Genomic DNA, 19,482 nt, shown 5'->3' on the forward strand with positions numbered 1-19,482 from the left:
TTGGATCCTGGGTAAGTAACCTGATGTATGGGAACTAAGAAACTAGAAGTTTAAGAGGAGGAATAAAGATGGGAATAGCAAGTGATATCAAAGCACTGGGTGAGGACATTGTTGCCTCTTATGATACGCGAGTAAGGGCGATAGGTGTGCTTGTCAAGGACGTCGACAAAATGCTTAAGGGTCTTCATACGGATCATAAGAGTATGGCTGCCAATCTTAAAGCTGGCCTTAACAAGGGAGAAGAAGATAGGCTCAATGCCTTTAAGCCAATGATAGCAGAAATTCAGAAGCGGACAAAGGAAATAGAAGTCTATGTTAAAACTCTGCTCAAAAAGTTTCACAGCGAGCATATGGAAATGTCTGCCAATCTTAATGCCTCTCTTGCAAAAGGAGAAGAGGATCGACTTAAGGACTTTAGAGCAATGATGGCTGATGTTAAGAAGTTTGTAGCGGATATGGTTGATACGACTGCGAAACTGATGAAGCAAATTCAGGCTGAACAGAAAGATAGAAATAAAGGAGTAGCTGATCTCCTTGCAAAGTTTGCGCAAGACCATGCATCTATGGCAGATGAGCTTAGAAAAAGCCTTGCAAAAGGAGAAACAAACAGGCTTGAAGACTTCAAAAAGATGATAGATAGTATCCAAAAATATGTGGCTGATGTAATTAGTGCGACTAAGCAGCTAATTAGCGAAATTCAAGCAAGGCAGGATGAGAGAAACAAAGAGGTTCTTGCTCTCTTACAGGCATTCCAGGCCGAAAGAGAAAAGATGGCTGCTAACTGGCAGGCTCTGGCTGCAACAATGGAGAAGAGAAGAGGCGGTAAGCCGATTCCAGTTAAAGTAGAAGCCAGGCAGGAAGTAAAGACTGTTGAAGAGGCAGTGAAAGAAAAACCCAAAGCTAAACCTAAGGCTGGGCCTAAACCCAAAACACCTGAAGGTCAGATATTAGCTTTGCTTAGGGAGCATGCTGAAGGCATGAGCTTGCCGAATTTAGGAAATGAAGCAGGCTGCCACTTTATAAAGCTGACCAGTCCAATGAGAGGTCTGCTGGATAAAGGCAAAGTTAGAAAAGAAGATAATCTTTACTTTATTGCTTAGTGAATGGAGGTGAAAGATGAGCGAGATAAAATGTGCTTTCTGCAAAGGCACGGGCAAGGATCCATTTGATCTTCTATCCGAGCTTGCTGTCTGCCAGGTTTGCGGAGGCAGGGGTAAAGTTGAGGTAAAAGAGCCGGCAATCAAGTGTGTCTTTTGTAGCAGCACCGGTATCTATCCTCGTAGTCGAGTTACCTGCACTGTATGTAATGGCAAAGGAATGGTTGCGGTTAAAGGCGCGACTGACGAGTGCCCTAAGTGCAAAGGCACAGGCAGAGCAATAGATAGCGGACTTCCCTGCATTAAATGTGGAGGCAAAGGGGTCGTTTCAAAAAAATGACTGAATTAAACTCCTCCAGGGAAGACTTTCTTAGAAAAAGAAAGGAAGCGTTAGATAAGTTGAGTTCCTGCCGGGAAGGTTTTAGAAGGAAGGAGAAGAGAATAAAAGCGGATTTGGCAGAGGCGGGCAAGACTTGGGAGAAAGTGAGCCAAAAGTTCAAGTGGTGGCAGTCTCTGCCCTAGAGGAAAAGAAAACAAAAATCAAAAAAGGAGGTAAGATAAGATGGCAGCTGTTGAGGAGATGACCACAGTACTTGAACCAAGTCCTTTATCAGACTTTGTGGAAACAAAGTATGTGAAGGATGTCACTAATCGGACACTTTCCTATATTAAGGCCGGTTTTCCGGTCCATTTTCGAGGTCCTTCAGGGACAGGAAAGACCACTCTGGCTATGCATGTAGCCAGTAAGGTTAAAAGGCCGGTGGTAATGATTCACGGGGATGAAGAGTTTACAACCTCTGATTTGGTGGGTGGTGAACATGGCTACAGGTTTAGAAAGGTTGTAGACAGATTTGTCTCCAGGGTGTTGAAAGTGGAAGAAGATATGGTAAAGCGCTGGGTGGATAACCGTTTAACGGTTGCCTGTAAGTATGGTTTTACCCTTATCTATGATGAATTCACACGTTCCCGTCCTGAGGCAAACAATATTCTTCTCTCTATTTTGCAGGAGAAGATGATGGATCTGCCAGTGGGAAGAGGCGGAGAAGAACCGTATTTAAAGGTTGACCCTGATTTTACCGCTATTTTCACATCAAACCCTGAGGAATATGCCGGAGTTCATCGGAGTCAGGACGCTCTTAGGGACAGAATGATAACCATGGATTTGGACCATTTTGATTATGATACGGAAATAGGTATTACCAGGGCAAAATCCAAACTCTCTAAACAAGATTCTGAGAGGATAGTTAATATTGTAAGAGGATTGAGGGAATCAGGAAAGTGTGAGTATGCACCAACCGTACGCGGCTGTATTATGATTGCTAAGACGCTTAAAGTTCTGGGCACTGCTCCTGCTAAGAGTAATGGTTCCTTCAGCGCGATGTGTCAGGACATATTGGCTTCTGAGACCAGTAGAGTTGGCTCAAAGACGAATCAGGACAGGGTAAAGGGGATAGTTAAGGAGTTGGTTAAGAAATATAGTTAAAAGACAGAGGGCAGAAGGCAGAAAGCAGAAAAATCTGCTCTCAGAAATCTGGTTTCTGAATAAGAGAGGAGAAAGAAAATGACACTGATGAGGACGTTTTCTAAAGTGGAAAAAGATGGGAAGATAAAACTTCCCGGTAATATTCAGCGAGCAGCAGGTCTTAAAGAAGGCCAGTTGATTGAGCTGAAGATTGTAGGAGCAAGCAGGAAGAAGAATATCTTGCTCTCGGCTAAAGATAGCGCAAGATAGGTCTGTAAGTTTCTCACATTATAAGGGAGAGAACAATGAAGGATGTTAATAGTCTGCCGGGACTCCATAAGTTGAGGACTATGTTTAGTGCCAAGAAGAGGTCCATACCAAAGGTTCAAAGCTCGGGTTATTTAGATTTGTATATGCTCGGGAAAGAGAAAGAGAGACTCCTGAAGGAAGATGAGAGGCTGGATATGAGAAAAGACACTCTCAAGAAGCGCCTGGAGGAGATAGACCTGGAGATGAATCAACTACAGGAGGTCTCGAAAAGCGGGATTAAATCTGCTCCGGACATAGGTTTTTCAGGAGGCACTTTCACGCAGAAAAATGGAGTCAAAAAAGAGTGGAAAAAGATGTCTTTAAATTATTAACAACTGCATAGGTGGTTGAGAATGAATTGGAACACATTTGACTTTAAAAGCGGGAAAAGCGGAAGAACCAGGTCAGGACGAAGGATAGGTGAGATTTTGGAAGGGGATAAGTTTAGATGTTCATTATGCAGAGGCACAGGGATATTACCCCGAACCAAGGGCACAAGATGTCATGTATGTAAAGGCTCAGGCATAGTTTCCTTAACCGGACCGGCAGTAGTATGCGCTTACTGCAAAGGCAGAGGCGATTATCCGCCGAGGACAAGTCTTACCTGTACGGTTTGCGGAGGGAAGGGTTTAGTTAGCATTACCAAACCCATTGAAATATGCGAACATTGCCGGGGAACCGGTGCTGAGCCGGGCAATAAACTACCTTGCTTAAAATGCAAAGGTAAGGGTGTGATTACAAAATAGAAATCGGGAGAGAGACTATGAAAATAGAAGAAGTAGAGAAGGCGATCACAGATTTCTTTAAGAGCAGTCTTGGTGGAAAGGCAAAAGTAATAAAGATAGTAAAATCTCAGGATGGCTGGACAGGTGAGGCAGAGATTTATGAGGAGAGTTCATTTATTAAATCTTTAGGACTATCTACCAGAGTTCAGGATAGGAATATTTACGGGATTAAATTGACTGATGCCTTGGAAGTGGTCTCTTACGCGCGAAAAGAGGGATCTGTAAAAGAGGAATAAAAATAAGGAGCAATTATGACTAATAAAATGGCTCATGCTACTGAGGCGACGAATCTTGCGGATATTTTAGAAAGGGTTCTGGATAAGGGGATAGTTATTGCCGGGGATATTAAGATCCAAATTGCCGACATTGATCTTCTCACTATCAAAATAAGGCTGTTGGTTGCCTCTGTGGATAAGGCAATGGAGATGGGGATAAATTGGTGGCAGCAGGATTCTTATCTTTCTTCTGAAGCAAAAGAGAAAGAAATAGAGAACGAAAATAAATCCTTAAAAAAGAGATTAGAACGGTTAGAAGCGAAGATAAAATAAAGAAATGACCAGTATGGAGCGTGAGACTTTAGATGTTATTGCTGAAAATGAGGAGAGAGTCCATTATTACTTAATAGCTCAGGAATTAAAGGTAAGCGCTCATTATGCCTATGTGATTTGCAAAGGGCTTGAGAGAGACAAATATGTTGATTTTGATACATTTAAAGGAGTATGCAGCTTAACAGAAAAAGGTAAAGAAACAGTGGAAGAGAATTGGCTTTTTAAACTTAAGCAGCAAAAGCAGAATATTCAGAAGAGAAGAAAAGAAAATAAGGGAAAAATTTCTAAGAATGTTGAGGTTGTAAATTATTAAGACGTGAGTATAACAGCTACAGAATTAGAAATACTAAGAATTATAAAAAAGAAAAACGGTTTAATATCTATGAAAGAGTTAAGCAGTAAAGCAGGGTTTGAGATAGGCTATACCTACATGTTGTGCAAGTCCCTGGAAAAGCAGGATTGTATTGGGTTTTTTACCCATTCATCTTGTAGAATAACTGCAACAGGCAAAGGTCTGATAAGCGAATAGGAGGTCGAAATGAGCTGGCAAACAATGGAGTGGAATAAACAAAAGATCGGGCGCAGAGGAGAGATTTTAACCAGGGATGTCTACAGATGCGGTTTTTGTAGAGGCACAGGTCTCCTTTCTTCTAAAAAGGGGATAAAATGTCCTGTTTGTTTAGGTAATGGAGAGGCAAAGGTTTCATCTCCGGCTGTAATTTGCGCTTATTGCAATGGAACGGGAAAAAGACATCCTCGAACTACCCTCACCTGTACTGTTTGCCGAGGAAAGGGTGTTGTGAGCGTGGGAACTTCTGATATTGAAGCTTGTCCTACTTGCAAAGGAATAGGCAGGGAACGCGGCAGGACTCTTCCCTGTTTAACCTGCAAAGGGACAGGCGTTATTCCTAAAAAGAAGAGATAATATTTTAGTATTAAATGTACAGGGAGAAAAAAATGGCTAAAGAAAAGAAAAAAAATGAAGAAGCGGTAGGTTTTGATTTTGGCATTGGTGGGCTGTTTAAAGGTATTGAGAAATTAGTTGACCTGGCAGCAGATTTAAAAGAGGCCGGAGGGGAGATTAAGAAAGAAGGCGAAATAGACCTGAGCCATCTTAAGAAAGGGATGAAGGGAGTATTTGGATTTTCTGTAAAAAGCGCGGTGGGAGGAAAACCAACAGTTGAGACATTCGGCCACAAAATTAAGAAGACCCCTGAAGGTCCCACGGTTGAAGAAGAGAGAGAGCCTATCATAGATGTATTTGATGAAAAAGAAGAGATCCGAGTCTATGCTGAGATGCCGGGGGTAAATGACGAGTCTATATCGGTTGATTTAAAAGGGGATATATTAGAAATAACAGCTGTAAGTAAGGATAGAAAATACCGCAAGGAAATTTTGCTTCCTGCTAAAGTTGAATCTAAAACTTTAGAGAGGAGTTTTAAAAACGGTATCTTAGAAATAAAAATAAAGAAATGATATATGGCATTAACAGGATTAAGAGAAGATGCGTTAAAACTGGTTTTATTTGGAGGGAAGGGCGGCGTAGGAAAGACAACCTGTGCATCAAGCACAGGCTTTTATTTAGCAAAGAATTTCAGGACATTGCTTTTTTCAACAGACCCGGCACATTCGCTCTCTGATAGTTTAGAGCAGGACATTGGCAGTAACATAATAGAGGTGAAAGGGACAAAAAACTTGAGTGCTTTTGAAGTAAGCGCAGAAAAAGCTCTTTCTAGATTCAAGATAGAACATGAAGACCAGATAAAAAAGATTTTGGATACCTCTACCTATTTAGATGAGGAAGACATTGATTCCATCTTTGATTTGCCTATTCCCGGGATGGATGAAGTGATGGGGTTCAAGACAATTGTTGATTTAATAGAGGAAGCTAAGTTTGACAAGTACATTGTAGATACCGCGCCTAGCGGTCATGCGATGAGACTTCTGACTTTACCTGACCTGCTGGATGACTGGGTCAAGGTTATGGCAAAGATGAGATGGAAGTATAGATATATGGTGGAAAGATTTGGCGGAAGATATAATCCTGACGAAGGCGATGATTTCTTATTAACTATGAAAAAGACCGTAAAGAGAATAGAAAATCTTCTTAAGGATCAAAAAAGGTGTGAATTTATAGCAGTTACCATTCCGGAAGATATGGCAATTTTAGAAACCGGGAGAATGATAAATAATTTGAACGACTATGGCATAAAAGTGAGGCAATTAGTAATAAATAATGTTGTAGAATCGCAGGATTGCGGATTTTGTAGAGAAAGAAGAAAAGGGCAGGAGAAACATATAAACAGGATAATGAAAAAGTTTGATGACTTAAAAATAACAATTGTCCCTTTGCAATCAAGGGAGGTTAAAGGTATAGATACCTTGAATAATTTTAAAGAGATGCTATTTCAATAATGGGAAAAAAGAACTCAGCTCTTACACTTAAAGTAAAAGAAGCTCTGCCAAAGGATGCAGGAAGGGCTATCGCCAGGATTGACCCGGAAGATATGAAAACTCTTGGAATAGAAGTGGGCGAGGTTGTAGAGATTGACGGTAAAAGAAAAACTCCTGTCAAAGCAATGCCATCTTACGTAGAAGATAGAGGGAAAAAGACTATTCAAATGGATGGAATATCCAGAGAGAATGCGCAGATTGGACTGGATGAAAAGGTAAAGATCAGCAAGATTGACTATAAGTCTGCTAACAAAATCACACTCTCGCCTCTAACTGCATCAAGTCTGCTTCAAAGAGATAAAGATACCAGATATATCGGGTCGCTTATGGAGGGGCTTCCTGTAACCAGCGGCGATAGGATTAGAGCTACGCTTTTTGGCTCAAGATCCTGCGATTTTAAGGTGCTGGATACTATTCCTGCGGGTGTAGTTTTAATAAACCAGACTACTTCAATAAAGATGAAGACAAAGGGAGCAGAAAAAGAGAGGTCAGCCAAAGTTTCATATGAAGATATTGGCGGGCTTGATAAGCCAATCCAAAGAATCAGGGAGATGATAGAGCTTCCTTTAAAATATCCTCAAGTATTTGAAAGATTAGGAATTGATCCGCCGAAAGGCGTTTTTCTCCATGGTCCTCCGGGTTGTGGAAAAACCTTAATCGCTCGGGCCGTGGCTAATGAAACAGATGCTTATTTTACCAGCATAAGCGGACCGGAAATTATGGGGAAGTTTTATGGGGAGAGCGAAGCTCGCCTCCGTTCCATATTTGAAGATGCTCAGGCACATGCGCCTGCTATCATATTTTTGGATGAGATTGAATCTATTGCTCCAAAAAGAGAAGATATGGGCGCTGAAAAACAGGTTGAGCGAAGAGTAGTAGCTCAGCTTCTGGCTCTGATGGATGGATTAGAATCAAGGGGACATGTTGTTGTTATAGCTGCAACCAATTTGCCTAATACAGTTGATCCGGCTTTGAGACGGCCAGGCCGTTTTGACAGAGAATTATCTATCCCTATTCCGGATAAAAATGGGCGATTAGAAATTTTACAGATACATACAAGAGGAATGCCTTTGGCAGAAGATGTGAGTTTAGAGAGATTAGCTGAGATTACTCATGGATTTGTGGGCGCGGATTTAGAATCATTAGCAAGAGAAGCAGCAATGTCAGCGTTAAGAAAGATTTTGCCTAAGATAGATTTTGAATTAGCGGAGATACCTTATGAGACTCTTTTAGAATTGCAGGTTACTATGGACAATTTTTTGGAGGCATTGAAAGAAATAGAGCCTTCTGCTATCCGCGAGGTATTTGTTGAGATTCCTGATGTCCGGTGGGATGAGGTTGGTGGATTAGATGAAATAAAGAAGTCTTTAATTGAAGCCGTGGAATGGCCTCTTAAATACAGCAGATTATTTGAGCACGTCAAAACAGAGCCGCCTACAGGCATTTTGCTCTCCGGTTCTCCGGGTACGGGAAAGACTTTGGTAGCCAAAGCATTAGCTACTGAGAGCGGGGTTAATTTTATTTCTGTTAAAGGCCCTGAGATTATAAGTAAGTATGTGGGTGAGTCAGAACGCGCTGTCCGTGAGATATTTAAAAAGGCAAGAATGGCTGCTCCATGTATTTTATTCCTGGATGAAATAGACAGTCTGGTTCCTACACGCGGAAGCGCTGGAGGGGATTCACAGGTAACCGAGAGAGTGATCAGCCAATTTCTTACCGAACTTGGAGGGATAGAGAGATTAAAGGGCGTAGTAGTGATTGGTGCGACCAATAGATTAGATATGATAGACACCGCAGTATCAAGGGCGGGAAGGTTTGATATCCATTTAAACTTTCCATTACCTGATAAAAAGACAAGACTCAGAATTTTTGAAATTCATGCTAAAGACAAACCATTAGATAAAGATGTAAATTTAGAAAAATTAGCAGATCAAATAGAAGAATATTCCGGAGCAGATATTGAAGCTGTTTGCCGTCGCGCGTCTATGCTTGCTATAAGAGGATATATAGAAAATCAAAAGGCAAAAAGCAAAGATCAAAAATTAGAACTCAAGATATCAAAGAGCAATTTTGAAGAAGCTATTAGTTTACTAAAAGAACAGAAGAACGAAATAAAGGGGGGTGGTTAAAATGGCAGGGATTATTGAGAAAATTAAAAACTTTTTTAGCAGCATGTGTATATGCAAAGTTAAGAAGGAAAAAGAAGAACCTAAACTGCAACAGGAAGAGCCTAAGGTAGAGGAAAAACCTGAAGAACAAAAATAATAAACAAGGTGTAAAATGGCTGAAATTGGAAAATATATTTATGGAATTATAAGTTCTAATACGAACTTCCGCCTTTTTATCTCGGAGGATAGCATACATGCGATTCCTTATCAGGATATCTCGGCTGTAGTAGGAGACTCTGAGATAATCGATTACACCTGTATATCTAAAGGTGATGTGGCGAAAATGCTGGTCAGGCATCAAAAGGTTATTGAAGGCGTTATGAGTTCAGGGCTTACAATTATTCCTATGAAATTAGGTACATTCGCTGTTTCGGAAATTGAGGTCAAAGATATTTTGGATAGAGGATATAACCTCATTAAGGAGATTATGGAGAAGACGGGCGATAAAATAGAGATTGATATAGTCGCCACATGGAGTGATTTTCCTTCAATTCTTAAAGAGGTTGGGGAAGAGAGAGAAATTAAAGAATTCAAAGAAAGGCTTTTAGCTAGTCCAAAAGAGATAACCATAACTGAGCAAATGAAAGTAGGGCTTATGGTTAAGAAAGCATTGGATACAAGAAAAGAAAAATATGCTGAAAAGATAAAGAATGCACTGGAAACTCTAAGCCAGGATCTAAAGTTGCATGAACTCATGGACGATAATATGGTTGCTAATATAGCCTTTTTGATAAATAAAACCCGGCAAATAGAATTTGATAAAAAGATAGAAGACCTAAACACTGAATTTCACGATGAGTTAAATTTTAGATGTATAGGTCCGCTTCCGCCTTATAGTTTCTATACGCTTGAGATAAAAAAGATGAAATTTGACGAGATTGATTGGGCAAAAAAGAAGTTGAGGTTAAATGATTTTGCAGGTAAAGATGAAATTAAGAAAGCTTATCGAAGAGTAGCCGCCTCTTCCCATCCTGATAGAAATCCGGATATACCGGCTAAAATTTTTGATGATGTAAACAAAGCTAATAAGATACTTATTGATTATTGCAAAGCTCGTGAACAAGCAGGCGAGGAAGAATTTGAAAAGAACGCAATATTGATCAAAGTGAGGGAGTAATAGGAATATGGAGAAAGAAGGTAAATATATCTATTGTATTATCGCAACATCGCAGGAGAGGAACTTTGGGTCAATAGGAATAGGTGGCAGGGGCGATGAGGTATTAACCATTGGCTATAATGATCTGAGCATGGTTGTAAGCAGTCATCCAATGACTAAATTTACTGTTAATCGCGAGAATATGCTGGCTCATGAGAAGGTAATTGAAGAAGTGATGAAGGAATTTGATAGTGTTCTTCCAGTCAGATTTGGCACAGTTGCCTCTAATGCCGATGAGATAAGAAATCTTCTGGATAAAAGATATAGAGAATTTAAGGACTCATTAAGAAATATGGATCATAAAATAGAATTAGGGGTTAAAGGGATATGGAAGAATATGGATATCATCTTCAAGGAGATTTCAGAAGAGAACAGAGAGATTAAGAAGGCAAAAGTGAAAATTCAAAACGGCAAAGGGAAAAAGAATATACAATCTAAGATGGAGGTTGGTAAAGAGGTTTTTGAAGCTCTGCAAAAGAAAAAAGAGAAAGAGGCAGAGAAGATAGTAGATGCCTTAAGAAGAACATCCTTTGACCATAAACTTAATGAGACTATTACTGATGAGATGTTTATGAATGCAGCCTTTTTGGTGGATAAAGGGAGAGAGAAAGAATTTGATAACATAATGGGTGATTTAAGTGAAGAATATAAGGATAGAGTAAAGTTTATGTATGTAGGTCCTTTACCTGTTTTTAATTTTGTGAGCATTGCAATTTATCCTGAAGAATGGGAGAAATAAGATGGAAACGGCTGTAAAACGAGGTAAATATATATATTGCGTAATTGAGTCAAATCAAGCCCAATCATTCGGTTCGCCGGGAGTTGGCGGAAGAGGGGACGAATTGCATACTATTTGCTTTAACGATATAGCAGTTGTAGTGAGCAATTCTCCAATAATAAAATACCCGGTATCAAGGGAGAATACACTTGCTCATGAAAAGGCAATTGAGGAAGTGATGGAAAAATATGTAGTTTTGCCGGTAAGATTTTGTACAATTGCTGAAGACGAGAAGAAGGTAAAAAAGATTTTAGAAAGAGAGCATGATAAATTCAAAGATTTGTTGGATGAGATCAAAGGGAAAAAAGAGCTCGGATTAAAAGCAATATTTAAAGAGGATGTTATTTATAAAGATATCCTGGAAAAACATGAAGGCATAAGAAAGTTAAAAGAAGGGCTGGCTTCTAAACCCCCTGAAGCGACCCATTACGAACGTATGGAAATAGGAAAAATGGTGGAAACTGCTCTACAAAAAGAAAAAGAGATTTGTGAAAAGGAAATTATTAATGCTCTTTTGCCTTTGGCAGTAGAGCATAAGACGAATAATACCTATGGTGAACGAATGATTATTAATGCGGCTTTTTTAGTGGAGAAAAGCAAAGAAACAGAATTTGATCAGAAGGTTCAGGAACTTGACGGAAAATATGGTAATAAAATAAAATTTAAATATGTGGGCACATTACCGCCATTTAATTTTGTCAATTTAGTAATTAATATAGGAGAGTATTAATGTTTTTAATTGATGATATATTCCTTGCGCCATTGAAAGGGGTGGTTTGGCTTGGCAAGAAGATGAATGAGGTTATAGAGAAGGAAATCTCTGATGAAGGGCGGATAAAAGAGAAACTTATGGAATTACAAATGCAGTTTGAACTTGATGAAATAAACGATGAAGAATATAAGAAGCAGGAAGAAGAACTTTTAGCGCGATTGGACGCTATTAGAAAAGCAAAAGAAGAGGAGGTGTGAAGATGGCTAATATGGAAGAAGCTAAGAAAGCAGTTGCAGAGTTTTTAAAAAAGACCCTTAATGTCAAAGATGTAAAGGTTATTAAGGTTGGAAAGAGCGAAAAGGGCTGGGAGACAGAAGCAGAAGTATATGAAGAAAGTTCATTTATAAAGGCTCTCGGACTTCCAACAAGAGTAAAGGACCGGAATATCTATGAGATTAAATTGGATGATAAGTTGGAAGTAGAGTCTTACGAACGTAAAAAGGAAGAGAAGGAATAGAGGCAGTGATAAGAGAGAAGAAGGGAGGCAATAAAGGAGGAACGAGATGGCTTTAGAGGCGACAAGAGGTAATGGTGGTGATAACGGAACTCTGGTTGACGTAATAGACCGCATTCTGGATAAGGGTTTAGTCATCAATGCGGATATTACTGTATCCGTAGCGGGGGTTGAATTACTTGGTGTAAAGGTTCGGGCAGCTCTGGCTTCATTTGAAACCGCAGCAAAATATGGTTTAGAATTCCCCTCAGGCACTAATTACGAAACCGCGGCATGGAAAGAGGCGGCAAAAGGTAAAGATGAATGTCCGCAGTGTGCTAAAAAGGTACTGACAGATGAACTGATGAATAAAGGATGCCCTTGGTGCGGCTGGCAAAGCGCTAAGGCAAAACTAAAACCAAAACAAATAGTCTAAATTCTATGAGCAAAAAGGAAAAATCGAGATTAGGCGGGTTTAATCTTCTAGGCATTCCTCTAGACCCTACTTTGGGTGTAGGAGATAAGGTTTTAGACCATGTAGATGAATCAATAGAAGCTGAAAAAAGAAAAGAAGCGGGTTCTAAATATTGGGCCCGTTGCTCTTTCTATTACACTGTTTGCCCTAAATGCAGTCGTAAGGTAATTACTGAAGAGTTGGAAGAAAAGGGATGTTTTGTTTGTGGATATAAACCTAATAAGGAGGAGTGACATATGCGCGTTAAAATTAACACAAATAGAGATATAAAAAGTAACATGGACATTGCAAGAAAACAGAAGATACCATCTATGACATCAAAGATAGAGGATATAGTAAAGGCAGAATTGGAAGAAGAATTTGGACCAACATTGACAGAGGAAGAACTCTCTAAAATAGCCCAGAAGGAAAAAGAGAGAAAAGTAAAGCGGGATTTGGCCTTGAAAAACTCTAGGATGAAAATAATGAGGGTAAAGGAAAAGGCGAGGGAGACTCAGAGGATAAGACAGGAAATAGCTAAGGGGAAAACTTGCCACCACATCAAGGATTTTAGCGCGGGGGCAAACCTCAAAGTTAGCGGAGATTCTAGAAAAGAGAGGTTTAAGAAAATGAATATTGAATACTAATCTTGCTGCAAGTTGTTTTATTTGTGGATATAAGGGAGGATAAAGGAAATGGATGAAGAAAAAAAGCGAAATCCTGAGAAGCAAAGAGATAAAAAGAAAGAACCTGGTAGAGAAAAGGAAGAGGGTATAGCAGGAGAAACTCTTAAAGGGATTGGTAAGATGATTCCAGGATTGGGTGGATTGTTCAGGGGTCTGAGAAAATCTCCAGTATTCAAAGAAAGATTAAAAAAGATTGATGAAGAAGTAGAGCGCAAGTTGAAGGAAGCTCCCTTAGAAAAGACAGAAAAAGGAAAATTTAAGATAGAGGGAAAGTTTGAAGCAAGGCATTTAGCTCCAGATAAACCATTTATGAGAAAGGAAGTTTCTCCTCCAATGCCACAGGAAAGGTCAGCAGATATTTTTGACGAGGAAGATCATATTAAAATAATAGCTGAAATCCCCGGCGTAGATGCAAATGATATAAATCTTAATTTGCAAGGGAATAAACTTACTATATCTGTAGATACCCTTGACCGTAAATATCATCAGGAATTGAAACTACCCTGCGAACCTAAAGGGGAATTGCAGAAGTCTTATAAGAATGGGATCTTAGAAGTAAAGATAAAAAAGGAATAATTTTTCATTGGAGCAAAATGACATATGCCAATAGATATTGATGAGGATAATCTAAAACACGGGGTTTTAGGGCTGGTTATTGCTTTAGTGGAGGTAATTAAAGATGCTCTTAATCTCCAGGCAATGAAACGTATGGAGGGAGGATCTCTTACGGAAGAAGAGATGGAACGATTGGGCGAAGCCCTTATGGATTTAGATGTGGCAATTGAGGATATAAAAAAGGAACAGGGTGTTACTGAGTCAGTTAAATCCGTAAGGGATGGATTGGATAGTATTGTGGATGATGTATTAGACAAGATGATAAATCCAGAAAGATGGAGGAAAGAAGCAGAGGAGAAAGGAATTTAAGATGAATGAAGCAAGATATCTTTATTGTATAGCCGATGGAAATAAAAAGATAACATTTGGCAATATTGGAATAGAGGATAGCGAAGTCTACACTATCCCTTATGAAGATTTATGCGCTGTAGTTCATAATTGTCCTTCAGAGCCCTACAAATCAGAGGATAATGAAGTGGTGAAAAAATGGGTAACGGCTCACCAGAAGGTTGTTGATACTGTCTGGGGAAAATTTGGCACTGTCTTACCATTGGGTTTTGATACCATAATTAAAGGCGAGAAGGGGACTACCCCGGATAAGAATATGAAGAATTGGATTAAAGAAGATTACAAAAATTTAAAAGAAAAGATAGCTAAGCTTAAAGGCAAGGCTGAGTATGGGGTTCAGATTTCCTGGGACCCTAAGGTGATTGGAGAAAAGTTAATAGAAAGTAATCAAGAGATTAAGAAATTAAATGAGGAGATAAAATCCAAATCCAAGGGTCTTGCTTATATGTATAAACAGAAACTGGAGAATCTCTTGAAGAAAGAGATGGAAGTGGAGGCGGAAAGGCATTTTAAAGATTTTTACGAGAAAATTAAAAAATGTGCGAATGAAATTAAAGTAGAAAAGACTAAAAAACTTGAAGAAGGAAAACAAATGCTGATAAACCTTTCTTGTCTTTTACCCAAAGAAAAAAGCAAGGTATTAGGCGAGGAGTTAGAAAAGATTAACGATATGGAAGAATTCTACGTTCGCTTCACTGGTCCCTGGCCGCCATATAGTTTTGTATAGGATAAAAAATGGAACCGACCCGCAATGTTCAGGCAACTTTGGTTGATTTATTGGATAGGATACTGGATAAGGGGCTGGTAATCAACGCCGATATTATCATCTCTGTGGCTGGTATTCCTTTAATCGGCGTTAATTTGAGAGCGGCGTTAGCAGGAATGGAGACTATGCTTAAATACGGGGTGATGCAGTCCTGGGATGAGAAGAGCAGGGCATGGGAGAGGGAACATCAGAAGAAGGCTCTTCCTTCTCTGGTTGAAGGGGAGAAGATCGCCCTGAAAATATATGGTTCTTATTATTATAGTAAAGGAATATATAATGCCTGGAAACCAGGCTATTTTTATTTAACTAATAAAAGGCTTATTCTTCACCGTCAGGATTTTGATGAAATCACCTTTCAGATACCATTAGAAAAAATAAAAGCATTAATAGTGAAAGAGGAAGAGCATTTTGTTAAAGAAAAGAAAAAACAGGTGCTTTATCTTATGGATAGACAGGATCAAGCGCATCGGCTTAGCGCAGTAGAGGCAAACCAATTAAAAGAGGCTATTGAACAAAGAATAAAGGATATGGGACTTTGTCTGGAAGAAAATCCTGTTCTTCCAGAGTTTGTGGATGAGCGAATTGCAGGTTCGCTGATGGAAGAAGAAAAGGTTAGTCATCAAGGGAAGAAAGTGTGGTATTTAGTGCCGCCTGAAGGAATTCAACAAGAGACCTGGAGACCGGGTCATCTCTATCTTACCAATAAAAGATTATTTTGGTGGTATGATTTTGATAAAAGAATAGTTTTTGATGTTTCTGTTGATAAAATAGTTGGCGTTAATGCCGAGATGAGAAAAACAAGCGGTCTTGATAGTAAGAAAGAGAAAATCCTTGATATACTATACGGGGTTAATTCAACAAAAAGAACAGCTTCTTTTGCCGGAAAGGAAATAGATGAATGGGCGGAAGCGCTAAACAGGATTGTTCCCGGCAAGATAAATGAGGAAATCGAAACCTGCCCCCAGTGCGGCAGGCCCGCCCCGGCCAAAGAATTATTAGAAGAGAGTTGCCAGAGCTGTGGCTGGGTCAGCCCTAGATTAAAAAAGAAGATAGCTCAAGCGGCTTTATCAGCATGAGAAGTTATTTAGATACTATAAGAAAACCGGTTAATTTACCTTTGCTTCAGGGCGAAGAAGTGCTTAAGTATTTTACGGCGAGCTACGATGTTGGGAGTTCACTTGCCTCATCCTGGAGACTGGGAAATTTATATCTTACCAATAAGAGACTGCTTTTTGTCCAGGGAAGAAAGATACTATTTGAGGGCCTGCTCAGCCAAATAAAGACTATAAATATAGTAAAGAGAAGATGGATTTTGGGTAAGAAAGTAAAACAACTAAGTATAGTATCTGAAGGCAGGAGAGCGCCATATATTGCCATAAAAGACCCTGAAGAATGGAAAAAAGCAATCCTTTCTGATCCACAGTCCCCAGTCCATAACTCGCAACCTGATGAAGTAATTTTAAAAGGAAGGGGTGGTTATTTAACTCCCGGTCAATCAAAGTGGAGGCTTGGCACTCTTCTCCTTACCAATAAAAAACTCGCATTTTCCCAGTTGAGGGGAATTGTATGGGAGACGCCACTCAGCAGTATTAAGGGTTTAAGAATAGAAAAAAGAGTTTACGGGGTCAGTAAAAGTGATGCGATATGTGTGGAATATGAATCTTTGGGTGAATTATTAAAAGCATGGATTATATCGCTTAATTTAGAGACTTGGAGAAAAGAGCTATATGAGAGAGTATTACTAAAAGTAGATCGGGAGACATTAGATAAAATTGTTACCGAATTGGATCCAGGTTCAAAAGGGATACTCTGGTTTCTTTATGAGAACCGACACGCAAGAATCGATATCTTAGCCAAGCTCATAAAGTCTCCTACCCATATGGATGTTTTACTTAAAATAAGGGAGATTATAAACCCAACAGCTGAAAAGCTCATCGGCTATCCTATACTCTCATTCGAGAGTTCAAAAGTTGACTGGGAAACTGGCGAGAAAGTTACGTTTAGCTGGTGGCTCGCTGGTCAGCCTTATAGAGAGAAAATGGAGCCGCTTCTGGACATATTTGATGAGGATGCTGAGCTGGTAGTCTATTTAGAGATGGTAGGTATTAAAGAAGATAAGTTATGCTTAAGTGTGGTGAATAACAAACTTATTATTGATGCAGATAAAAATTATCATAAAGAAATTTCTCTTCCCGCAGTGGTTAATACAAATAGTTTTACCAAGAGGTATAAAAATAATATATTGGAAGTAAGGTTAAAAAAGGGAAAGTGTAACAGGTGAGAAAACTTATTTATGTGCCGATTATACATATGAGCGCTGACTTAGGCAGTGTTGCCAAGCAGGTAAATAAAAGAGGTATTGCAGATTTTGGAGAGGAATTCTGGAAGAAACACAGAGAGACTGTGTCCGGCTTTTGGGATTCGATTGTAAAATATTTTGCCAATTTAGAGGTTAAAGATTTTAAGATATACCAGGATGGCTTGGTAGCTGATGGAGAAGTTGGCCAAAAAATAGTGGAGGAAGGCGTTAAATCCGGCAGTAAAAATTATGAAGTTATCGATGATTTATTGAAGAAAGGGGGGATTTTAGTCCAGACAGAGGATTTCCCTCTGGTTAAAGAAGAAAGAGATCGTATTGTTAAAATTACCCAGGCTAAGACGATAACAACGAAGTTAATAGCATATTTAGGATATAGATTGACTAAGGATTGGTTACTAAGGAAAAGAGATAATTATATAGCTAAGAGGATAGATGAAACTTTAGAACATGGCGGAGAAAAGGGCATCCTCTTTTTAGGTGCATACCACAACATAATACCTGAACTCTCTAAAAAAATTCAGATAACTGAGGTAAAGGAAGCAAAAAAAGTAAGGGATTATCAAAGATTGCTTCTCTCATTTAGAAAGAATAAAGAAGAATTTGAAGAGTTAGCAAGATATTTAATCTCACCAATATAAAAGAACCCTTTACTGCTTTTTTCTCTTTCATCGTTAATCCCATAGACCATCTCCTGTTTTAATCTTTTCCCCGCCTTTATATCAGGAGATAGTCTATAACCTAAATTTTTGTGTAGATTTTTACGTGAGGCAATGATACAATTCCCTGTTAACTAAAATCCGTGGTACTATAAGGGGCTGTGGCGCAGTTGGGAGCGCGTCTGACTGGCAGTCAGAAGGTCAGGAGTTCAAGTCTCCTCAGCTCCACAAACTTATCATAACTTTATGGGAGAATATATGGCAAAACACAAAGTTTTTAAAATACATGATAAATTACACGTTACTATAACAAGTAAACAAATAGAATTAACATCTAAACTTAGGGATTATATTCAGCAGAAAACTTCAAAATTAACAAAATACTTCTCTCATATATCTGACATACACATTATCATAAATGAAGAAAAATATAGACATGTTATAGAAATTAATGCATTAACTAACGGAATAATAATGCCGGGCAGAGCAGAGCATACAGATGTTCATACAGCGTTTGATAAAGCACTTGCTAAGGTCGAAAACCAAATCAGAAGATATAAGGACAAAATCGTAACTCATACATCTAAGCAAGAAAAGACAGAGAGTAATTCCTGATAAAAAAGGATATAAGGTGAGACTAACTGATTTTATTAATAAAGGTGCAGTTTGTATAGATTTGAAATCAAATGATAAAACAGCTGTGCTTTATGAACTGGTTGATATTCTCCAGAAATCTGGAGGAATTAAAAATGGTAATAGTAATAGAGAAAAATTGTTTAACATTCTATGTGAGAGAGAGAAACTCGGCAGCACAGGAATTGCTAATAGAGCGGCTATCCCGCATGGAAAATCTGATTTGGTAAAAAGCATAACCATTGCTATTGGTATTTCTCCTAATGGAGTTGATTTTGATTCTATTGACGGGCAAAAGACATGTATATTCGCTCTTTTAATTGCGCCTCCTAGCTCTGCAGCTCCTCATTTAAGAGCACTGGCCAGAATAGCCCGTCTTTTTAAAAATAAGACTTTCAGGCATGTTTTAATAAATGCTAAATCTCCAGAAGACGTAATAAGACTAATTGCAACAGAAGAGAAAACTCTTTGAGGGTCCAATGATAAAAGCGGCAGTTAAGACAGAAAAAAGAACAATGACTCATGGAGTTTTATTGGATGTGCATGGATCTGGTGTGTTAATTACAGGTAAAAGCGGTGTGGGAAAAAGTGAAGCAGCACTTGATCTGATTACAAGAGGACAGCGGTTGGTTGCAGATGACGTTGTTAATATTAAATTAGTCGCAGAGAAATTTCTGATGGGCTCCGGGTCTGAACTCACTAAACATAAGATGGAGATCAGAGGTCTGGGCATTATAGACGTTTGCGCTATCTTTGGAATAGGAAGCATAAGAAATCGTAAAAGGATAGAATTGGTGATAAAACTTGAACACTGGGACAGCAGTAAGGAATATGAAAGATTGGGGCTGGAAGAAAAAATACACTGTATATTGGGGATAGGCATTCCAATGATAATTATTCCTGTAAGGCCTGGACGTAATATTGCAACAATTATTGAAGTTGCTACGAAAAATCACAGATTAAGAAGAATGGGTGCTTTTGCAGCAAAAGAGCTGGATGAAGAATTAATTAATATGTCGAAAAATAAATAGTAAATTAAGAG

33 protein-coding genes and 1 tRNA gene are annotated in these 19,482 nt (G+C 38.9%); all 34 read left to right on the forward strand.

Annotated elements, in window-relative coordinates:
* Window positions 1–68: 68 nt before the first annotated feature.
* Window positions 69–1,100, forward strand: coding sequence for a hypothetical protein (locus Q7J67_01470; protein MDO9463957.1), 1,032 nt, complete (start codon window positions 69–71; stop codon window positions 1,098–1,100).
* Window positions 1,101–1,116: 16 nt separating this feature from the next.
* Window positions 1,117–1,437: a hypothetical protein gene (locus Q7J67_01475; protein ID MDO9463958.1), complete on the forward strand. Its 321-nt coding sequence runs from the start codon at window positions 1,117–1,119 to the stop codon at window positions 1,435–1,437.
* Complete coding sequence (locus tag Q7J67_01480) at window positions 1,434–1,619, forward strand: hypothetical protein (protein ID MDO9463959.1); 186 nt, start codon at window positions 1,434–1,436, stop codon at window positions 1,617–1,619. Before Q7J67_01475 ends, Q7J67_01480 begins: the two co-directional genes overlap by 4 nt.
* Window positions 1,620–1,659: 40 nt before the next feature.
* Entirely contained in the window at window positions 1,660–2,580 is a 921-nt protein-coding gene (gene gvpN, locus Q7J67_01485) for a gas vesicle protein GvpN (protein MDO9463960.1), read from the forward strand.
* A 78-nt stretch (window positions 2,581–2,658) separates the two neighbouring features.
* Window positions 2,659–2,829 carry a hypothetical protein gene (locus tag Q7J67_01490; GenBank protein ID MDO9463961.1) on the forward strand — a complete coding sequence of 57 codons (171 nt, stop codon included), beginning with the start codon at window positions 2,659–2,661 and terminating at the stop codon, window positions 2,827–2,829.
* Window positions 2,830–2,864: 35 nt separating this feature from the next.
* Window positions 2,865–3,200: a hypothetical protein gene (locus tag Q7J67_01495; GenBank protein MDO9463962.1), complete on the forward strand. Its 336-nt coding sequence runs from the start codon at window positions 2,865–2,867 to the stop codon at window positions 3,198–3,200.
* 21 nt (window positions 3,201–3,221) lie between these two features.
* Window positions 3,222–3,614, forward strand: coding sequence for a hypothetical protein (locus Q7J67_01500; protein MDO9463963.1), 393 nt, complete (start codon window positions 3,222–3,224; stop codon window positions 3,612–3,614).
* 17 nt (window positions 3,615–3,631) lie between these two features.
* Window positions 3,632–3,889, forward strand: coding sequence for a hypothetical protein (locus Q7J67_01505; protein MDO9463964.1), 258 nt, complete (start codon window positions 3,632–3,634; stop codon window positions 3,887–3,889).
* A gap of 15 nt (window positions 3,890–3,904) precedes the next feature.
* Window positions 3,905–4,201: a gas vesicle protein gene (locus Q7J67_01510; GenBank protein ID MDO9463965.1), complete on the forward strand. Its 297-nt coding sequence runs from the start codon at window positions 3,905–3,907 to the stop codon at window positions 4,199–4,201.
* Between the two features lie 4 nt (window positions 4,202–4,205).
* Entirely contained in the window at window positions 4,206–4,514 is a 309-nt protein-coding gene (locus Q7J67_01515) for a hypothetical protein (GenBank protein ID MDO9463966.1), read from the forward strand.
* A gap of 3 nt (window positions 4,515–4,517) precedes the next feature.
* Entirely contained in the window at window positions 4,518–4,730 is a 213-nt protein-coding gene (locus tag Q7J67_01520) for a hypothetical protein (protein MDO9463967.1), read from the forward strand.
* A 9-nt stretch (window positions 4,731–4,739) separates the two neighbouring features.
* Window positions 4,740–5,126: a hypothetical protein gene (locus tag Q7J67_01525; protein ID MDO9463968.1), complete on the forward strand. Its 387-nt coding sequence runs from the start codon at window positions 4,740–4,742 to the stop codon at window positions 5,124–5,126.
* Between the two features lie 32 nt (window positions 5,127–5,158).
* Window positions 5,159–5,677, forward strand: a complete 519-nt coding sequence (locus Q7J67_01530) for an Hsp20/alpha crystallin family protein (GenBank protein ID MDO9463969.1) — start codon at window positions 5,159–5,161, stop codon at window positions 5,675–5,677.
* A 3-nt stretch (window positions 5,678–5,680) separates the two neighbouring features.
* Window positions 5,681–6,616 (forward strand): ArsA family ATPase, encoded by a 936-nt coding sequence (locus Q7J67_01535; protein ID MDO9463970.1) that lies wholly within the window; start codon window positions 5,681–5,683, stop codon window positions 6,614–6,616.
* Window positions 6,616–8,784: a CDC48 family AAA ATPase gene (locus tag Q7J67_01540; GenBank protein MDO9463971.1), complete on the forward strand. Its 2,169-nt coding sequence runs from the start codon at window positions 6,616–6,618 to the stop codon at window positions 8,782–8,784. Before Q7J67_01535 ends, Q7J67_01540 begins: the two co-directional genes overlap by 1 nt.
* A gap of 1 nt (window position 8,785) precedes the next feature.
* A complete protein-coding gene (locus tag Q7J67_01545) occupies window positions 8,786–8,920 on the forward strand; it encodes a hypothetical protein (GenBank protein MDO9463972.1) in 135 nt (44 codons plus the stop codon).
* Window positions 8,921–8,935: 15 nt separating this feature from the next.
* Window positions 8,936–9,940, forward strand: a complete 1,005-nt coding sequence (locus tag Q7J67_01550) for a GvpL/GvpF family gas vesicle protein (protein ID MDO9463973.1) — start codon at window positions 8,936–8,938, stop codon at window positions 9,938–9,940.
* A gap of 7 nt (window positions 9,941–9,947) precedes the next feature.
* Window positions 9,948–10,718, forward strand: coding sequence for a GvpL/GvpF family gas vesicle protein (locus tag Q7J67_01555; GenBank protein ID MDO9463974.1), 771 nt, complete (start codon window positions 9,948–9,950; stop codon window positions 10,716–10,718).
* A gap of 1 nt (window position 10,719) precedes the next feature.
* A complete protein-coding gene (locus tag Q7J67_01560) occupies window positions 10,720–11,487 on the forward strand; it encodes a GvpL/GvpF family gas vesicle protein (GenBank protein ID MDO9463975.1) in 768 nt (255 codons plus the stop codon).
* Complete coding sequence (locus Q7J67_01565) at window positions 11,487–11,726, forward strand: gas vesicle protein GvpG (protein ID MDO9463976.1); 240 nt, start codon at window positions 11,487–11,489, stop codon at window positions 11,724–11,726. Before Q7J67_01560 ends, Q7J67_01565 begins: the two co-directional genes overlap by 1 nt.
* Window positions 11,727–11,728: 2 nt before the next feature.
* Window positions 11,729–11,986, forward strand: a complete 258-nt coding sequence (gvpO, locus tag Q7J67_01570) for a gas vesicle protein GvpO (GenBank protein ID MDO9463977.1) — start codon at window positions 11,729–11,731, stop codon at window positions 11,984–11,986.
* 46 nt (window positions 11,987–12,032) lie between these two features.
* Window positions 12,033–12,398 (forward strand): gas vesicle protein, encoded by a 366-nt coding sequence (locus tag Q7J67_01575; protein ID MDO9463978.1) that lies wholly within the window; start codon window positions 12,033–12,035, stop codon window positions 12,396–12,398.
* 5 nt (window positions 12,399–12,403) lie between these two features.
* Window positions 12,404–12,670: a hypothetical protein gene (locus tag Q7J67_01580; protein ID MDO9463979.1), complete on the forward strand. Its 267-nt coding sequence runs from the start codon at window positions 12,404–12,406 to the stop codon at window positions 12,668–12,670.
* A gap of 3 nt (window positions 12,671–12,673) precedes the next feature.
* Window positions 12,674–13,063, forward strand: a complete 390-nt coding sequence (locus Q7J67_01585; protein MDO9463980.1) for a hypothetical protein — start codon at window positions 12,674–12,676, stop codon at window positions 13,061–13,063.
* A 48-nt stretch (window positions 13,064–13,111) separates the two neighbouring features.
* The gene (locus Q7J67_01590) at window positions 13,112–13,678 is read left to right on the forward strand and encodes an Hsp20/alpha crystallin family protein (GenBank protein MDO9463981.1); all 567 of its coding nucleotides are present in this window, start codon (window positions 13,112–13,114) and stop codon (window positions 13,676–13,678) included.
* A 24-nt stretch (window positions 13,679–13,702) separates the two neighbouring features.
* Window positions 13,703–14,026, forward strand: coding sequence for a gas vesicle protein K (locus Q7J67_01595; GenBank protein ID MDO9463982.1), 324 nt, complete (start codon window positions 13,703–13,705; stop codon window positions 14,024–14,026).
* Between the two features lies 1 nt (window position 14,027).
* Window positions 14,028–14,792, forward strand: a complete 765-nt coding sequence (locus Q7J67_01600) for a GvpL/GvpF family gas vesicle protein (protein MDO9463983.1) — start codon at window positions 14,028–14,030, stop codon at window positions 14,790–14,792.
* Between the two features lie 8 nt (window positions 14,793–14,800).
* A complete protein-coding gene (locus Q7J67_01605; GenBank protein ID MDO9463984.1) occupies window positions 14,801–15,907 on the forward strand; it encodes a gas vesicle protein in 1,107 nt (368 codons plus the stop codon).
* Entirely contained in the window at window positions 15,904–17,112 is a 1,209-nt protein-coding gene (locus tag Q7J67_01610; protein ID MDO9463985.1) for an Hsp20/alpha crystallin family protein, read from the forward strand. Before Q7J67_01605 ends, Q7J67_01610 begins: the two co-directional genes overlap by 4 nt.
* Entirely contained in the window at window positions 17,109–17,789 is a 681-nt protein-coding gene (locus Q7J67_01615) for a hypothetical protein (protein MDO9463986.1), read from the forward strand. The genes Q7J67_01610 and Q7J67_01615 overlap by 4 nt, the downstream gene beginning before the upstream one ends.
* Before the next feature lie 173 nt (window positions 17,790–17,962).
* Window positions 17,963–18,035, forward strand: a tRNA-Ala gene (locus Q7J67_01620).
* Window positions 18,036–18,065: 30 nt separating this feature from the next.
* Window positions 18,066–18,422 carry a ribosome-associated translation inhibitor RaiA gene (raiA, locus tag Q7J67_01625; protein ID MDO9463987.1) on the forward strand — a complete coding sequence of 119 codons (357 nt, stop codon included), beginning with the start codon at window positions 18,066–18,068 and terminating at the stop codon, window positions 18,420–18,422.
* Window positions 18,423–18,438: 16 nt separating this feature from the next.
* On the forward strand, window positions 18,439–18,912 hold the full coding sequence (locus Q7J67_01630) for a PTS sugar transporter subunit IIA (GenBank protein ID MDO9463988.1): 474 nt from the start codon (window positions 18,439–18,441) through the stop codon (window positions 18,910–18,912).
* Window positions 18,913–18,919: 7 nt separating this feature from the next.
* Window positions 18,920–19,471, forward strand: a complete 552-nt coding sequence (locus tag Q7J67_01635; protein ID MDO9463989.1) for a hypothetical protein — start codon at window positions 18,920–18,922, stop codon at window positions 19,469–19,471.
* Window positions 19,472–19,482 lie beyond the last annotated feature (11 nt).

Source organism: bacterium (assembly GCA_030652805.1).
GTDB lineage: Bacteria > JAHJDO01 > JAHJDO01 > JAHJDO01 > JAHJDO01 > JAHJDO01.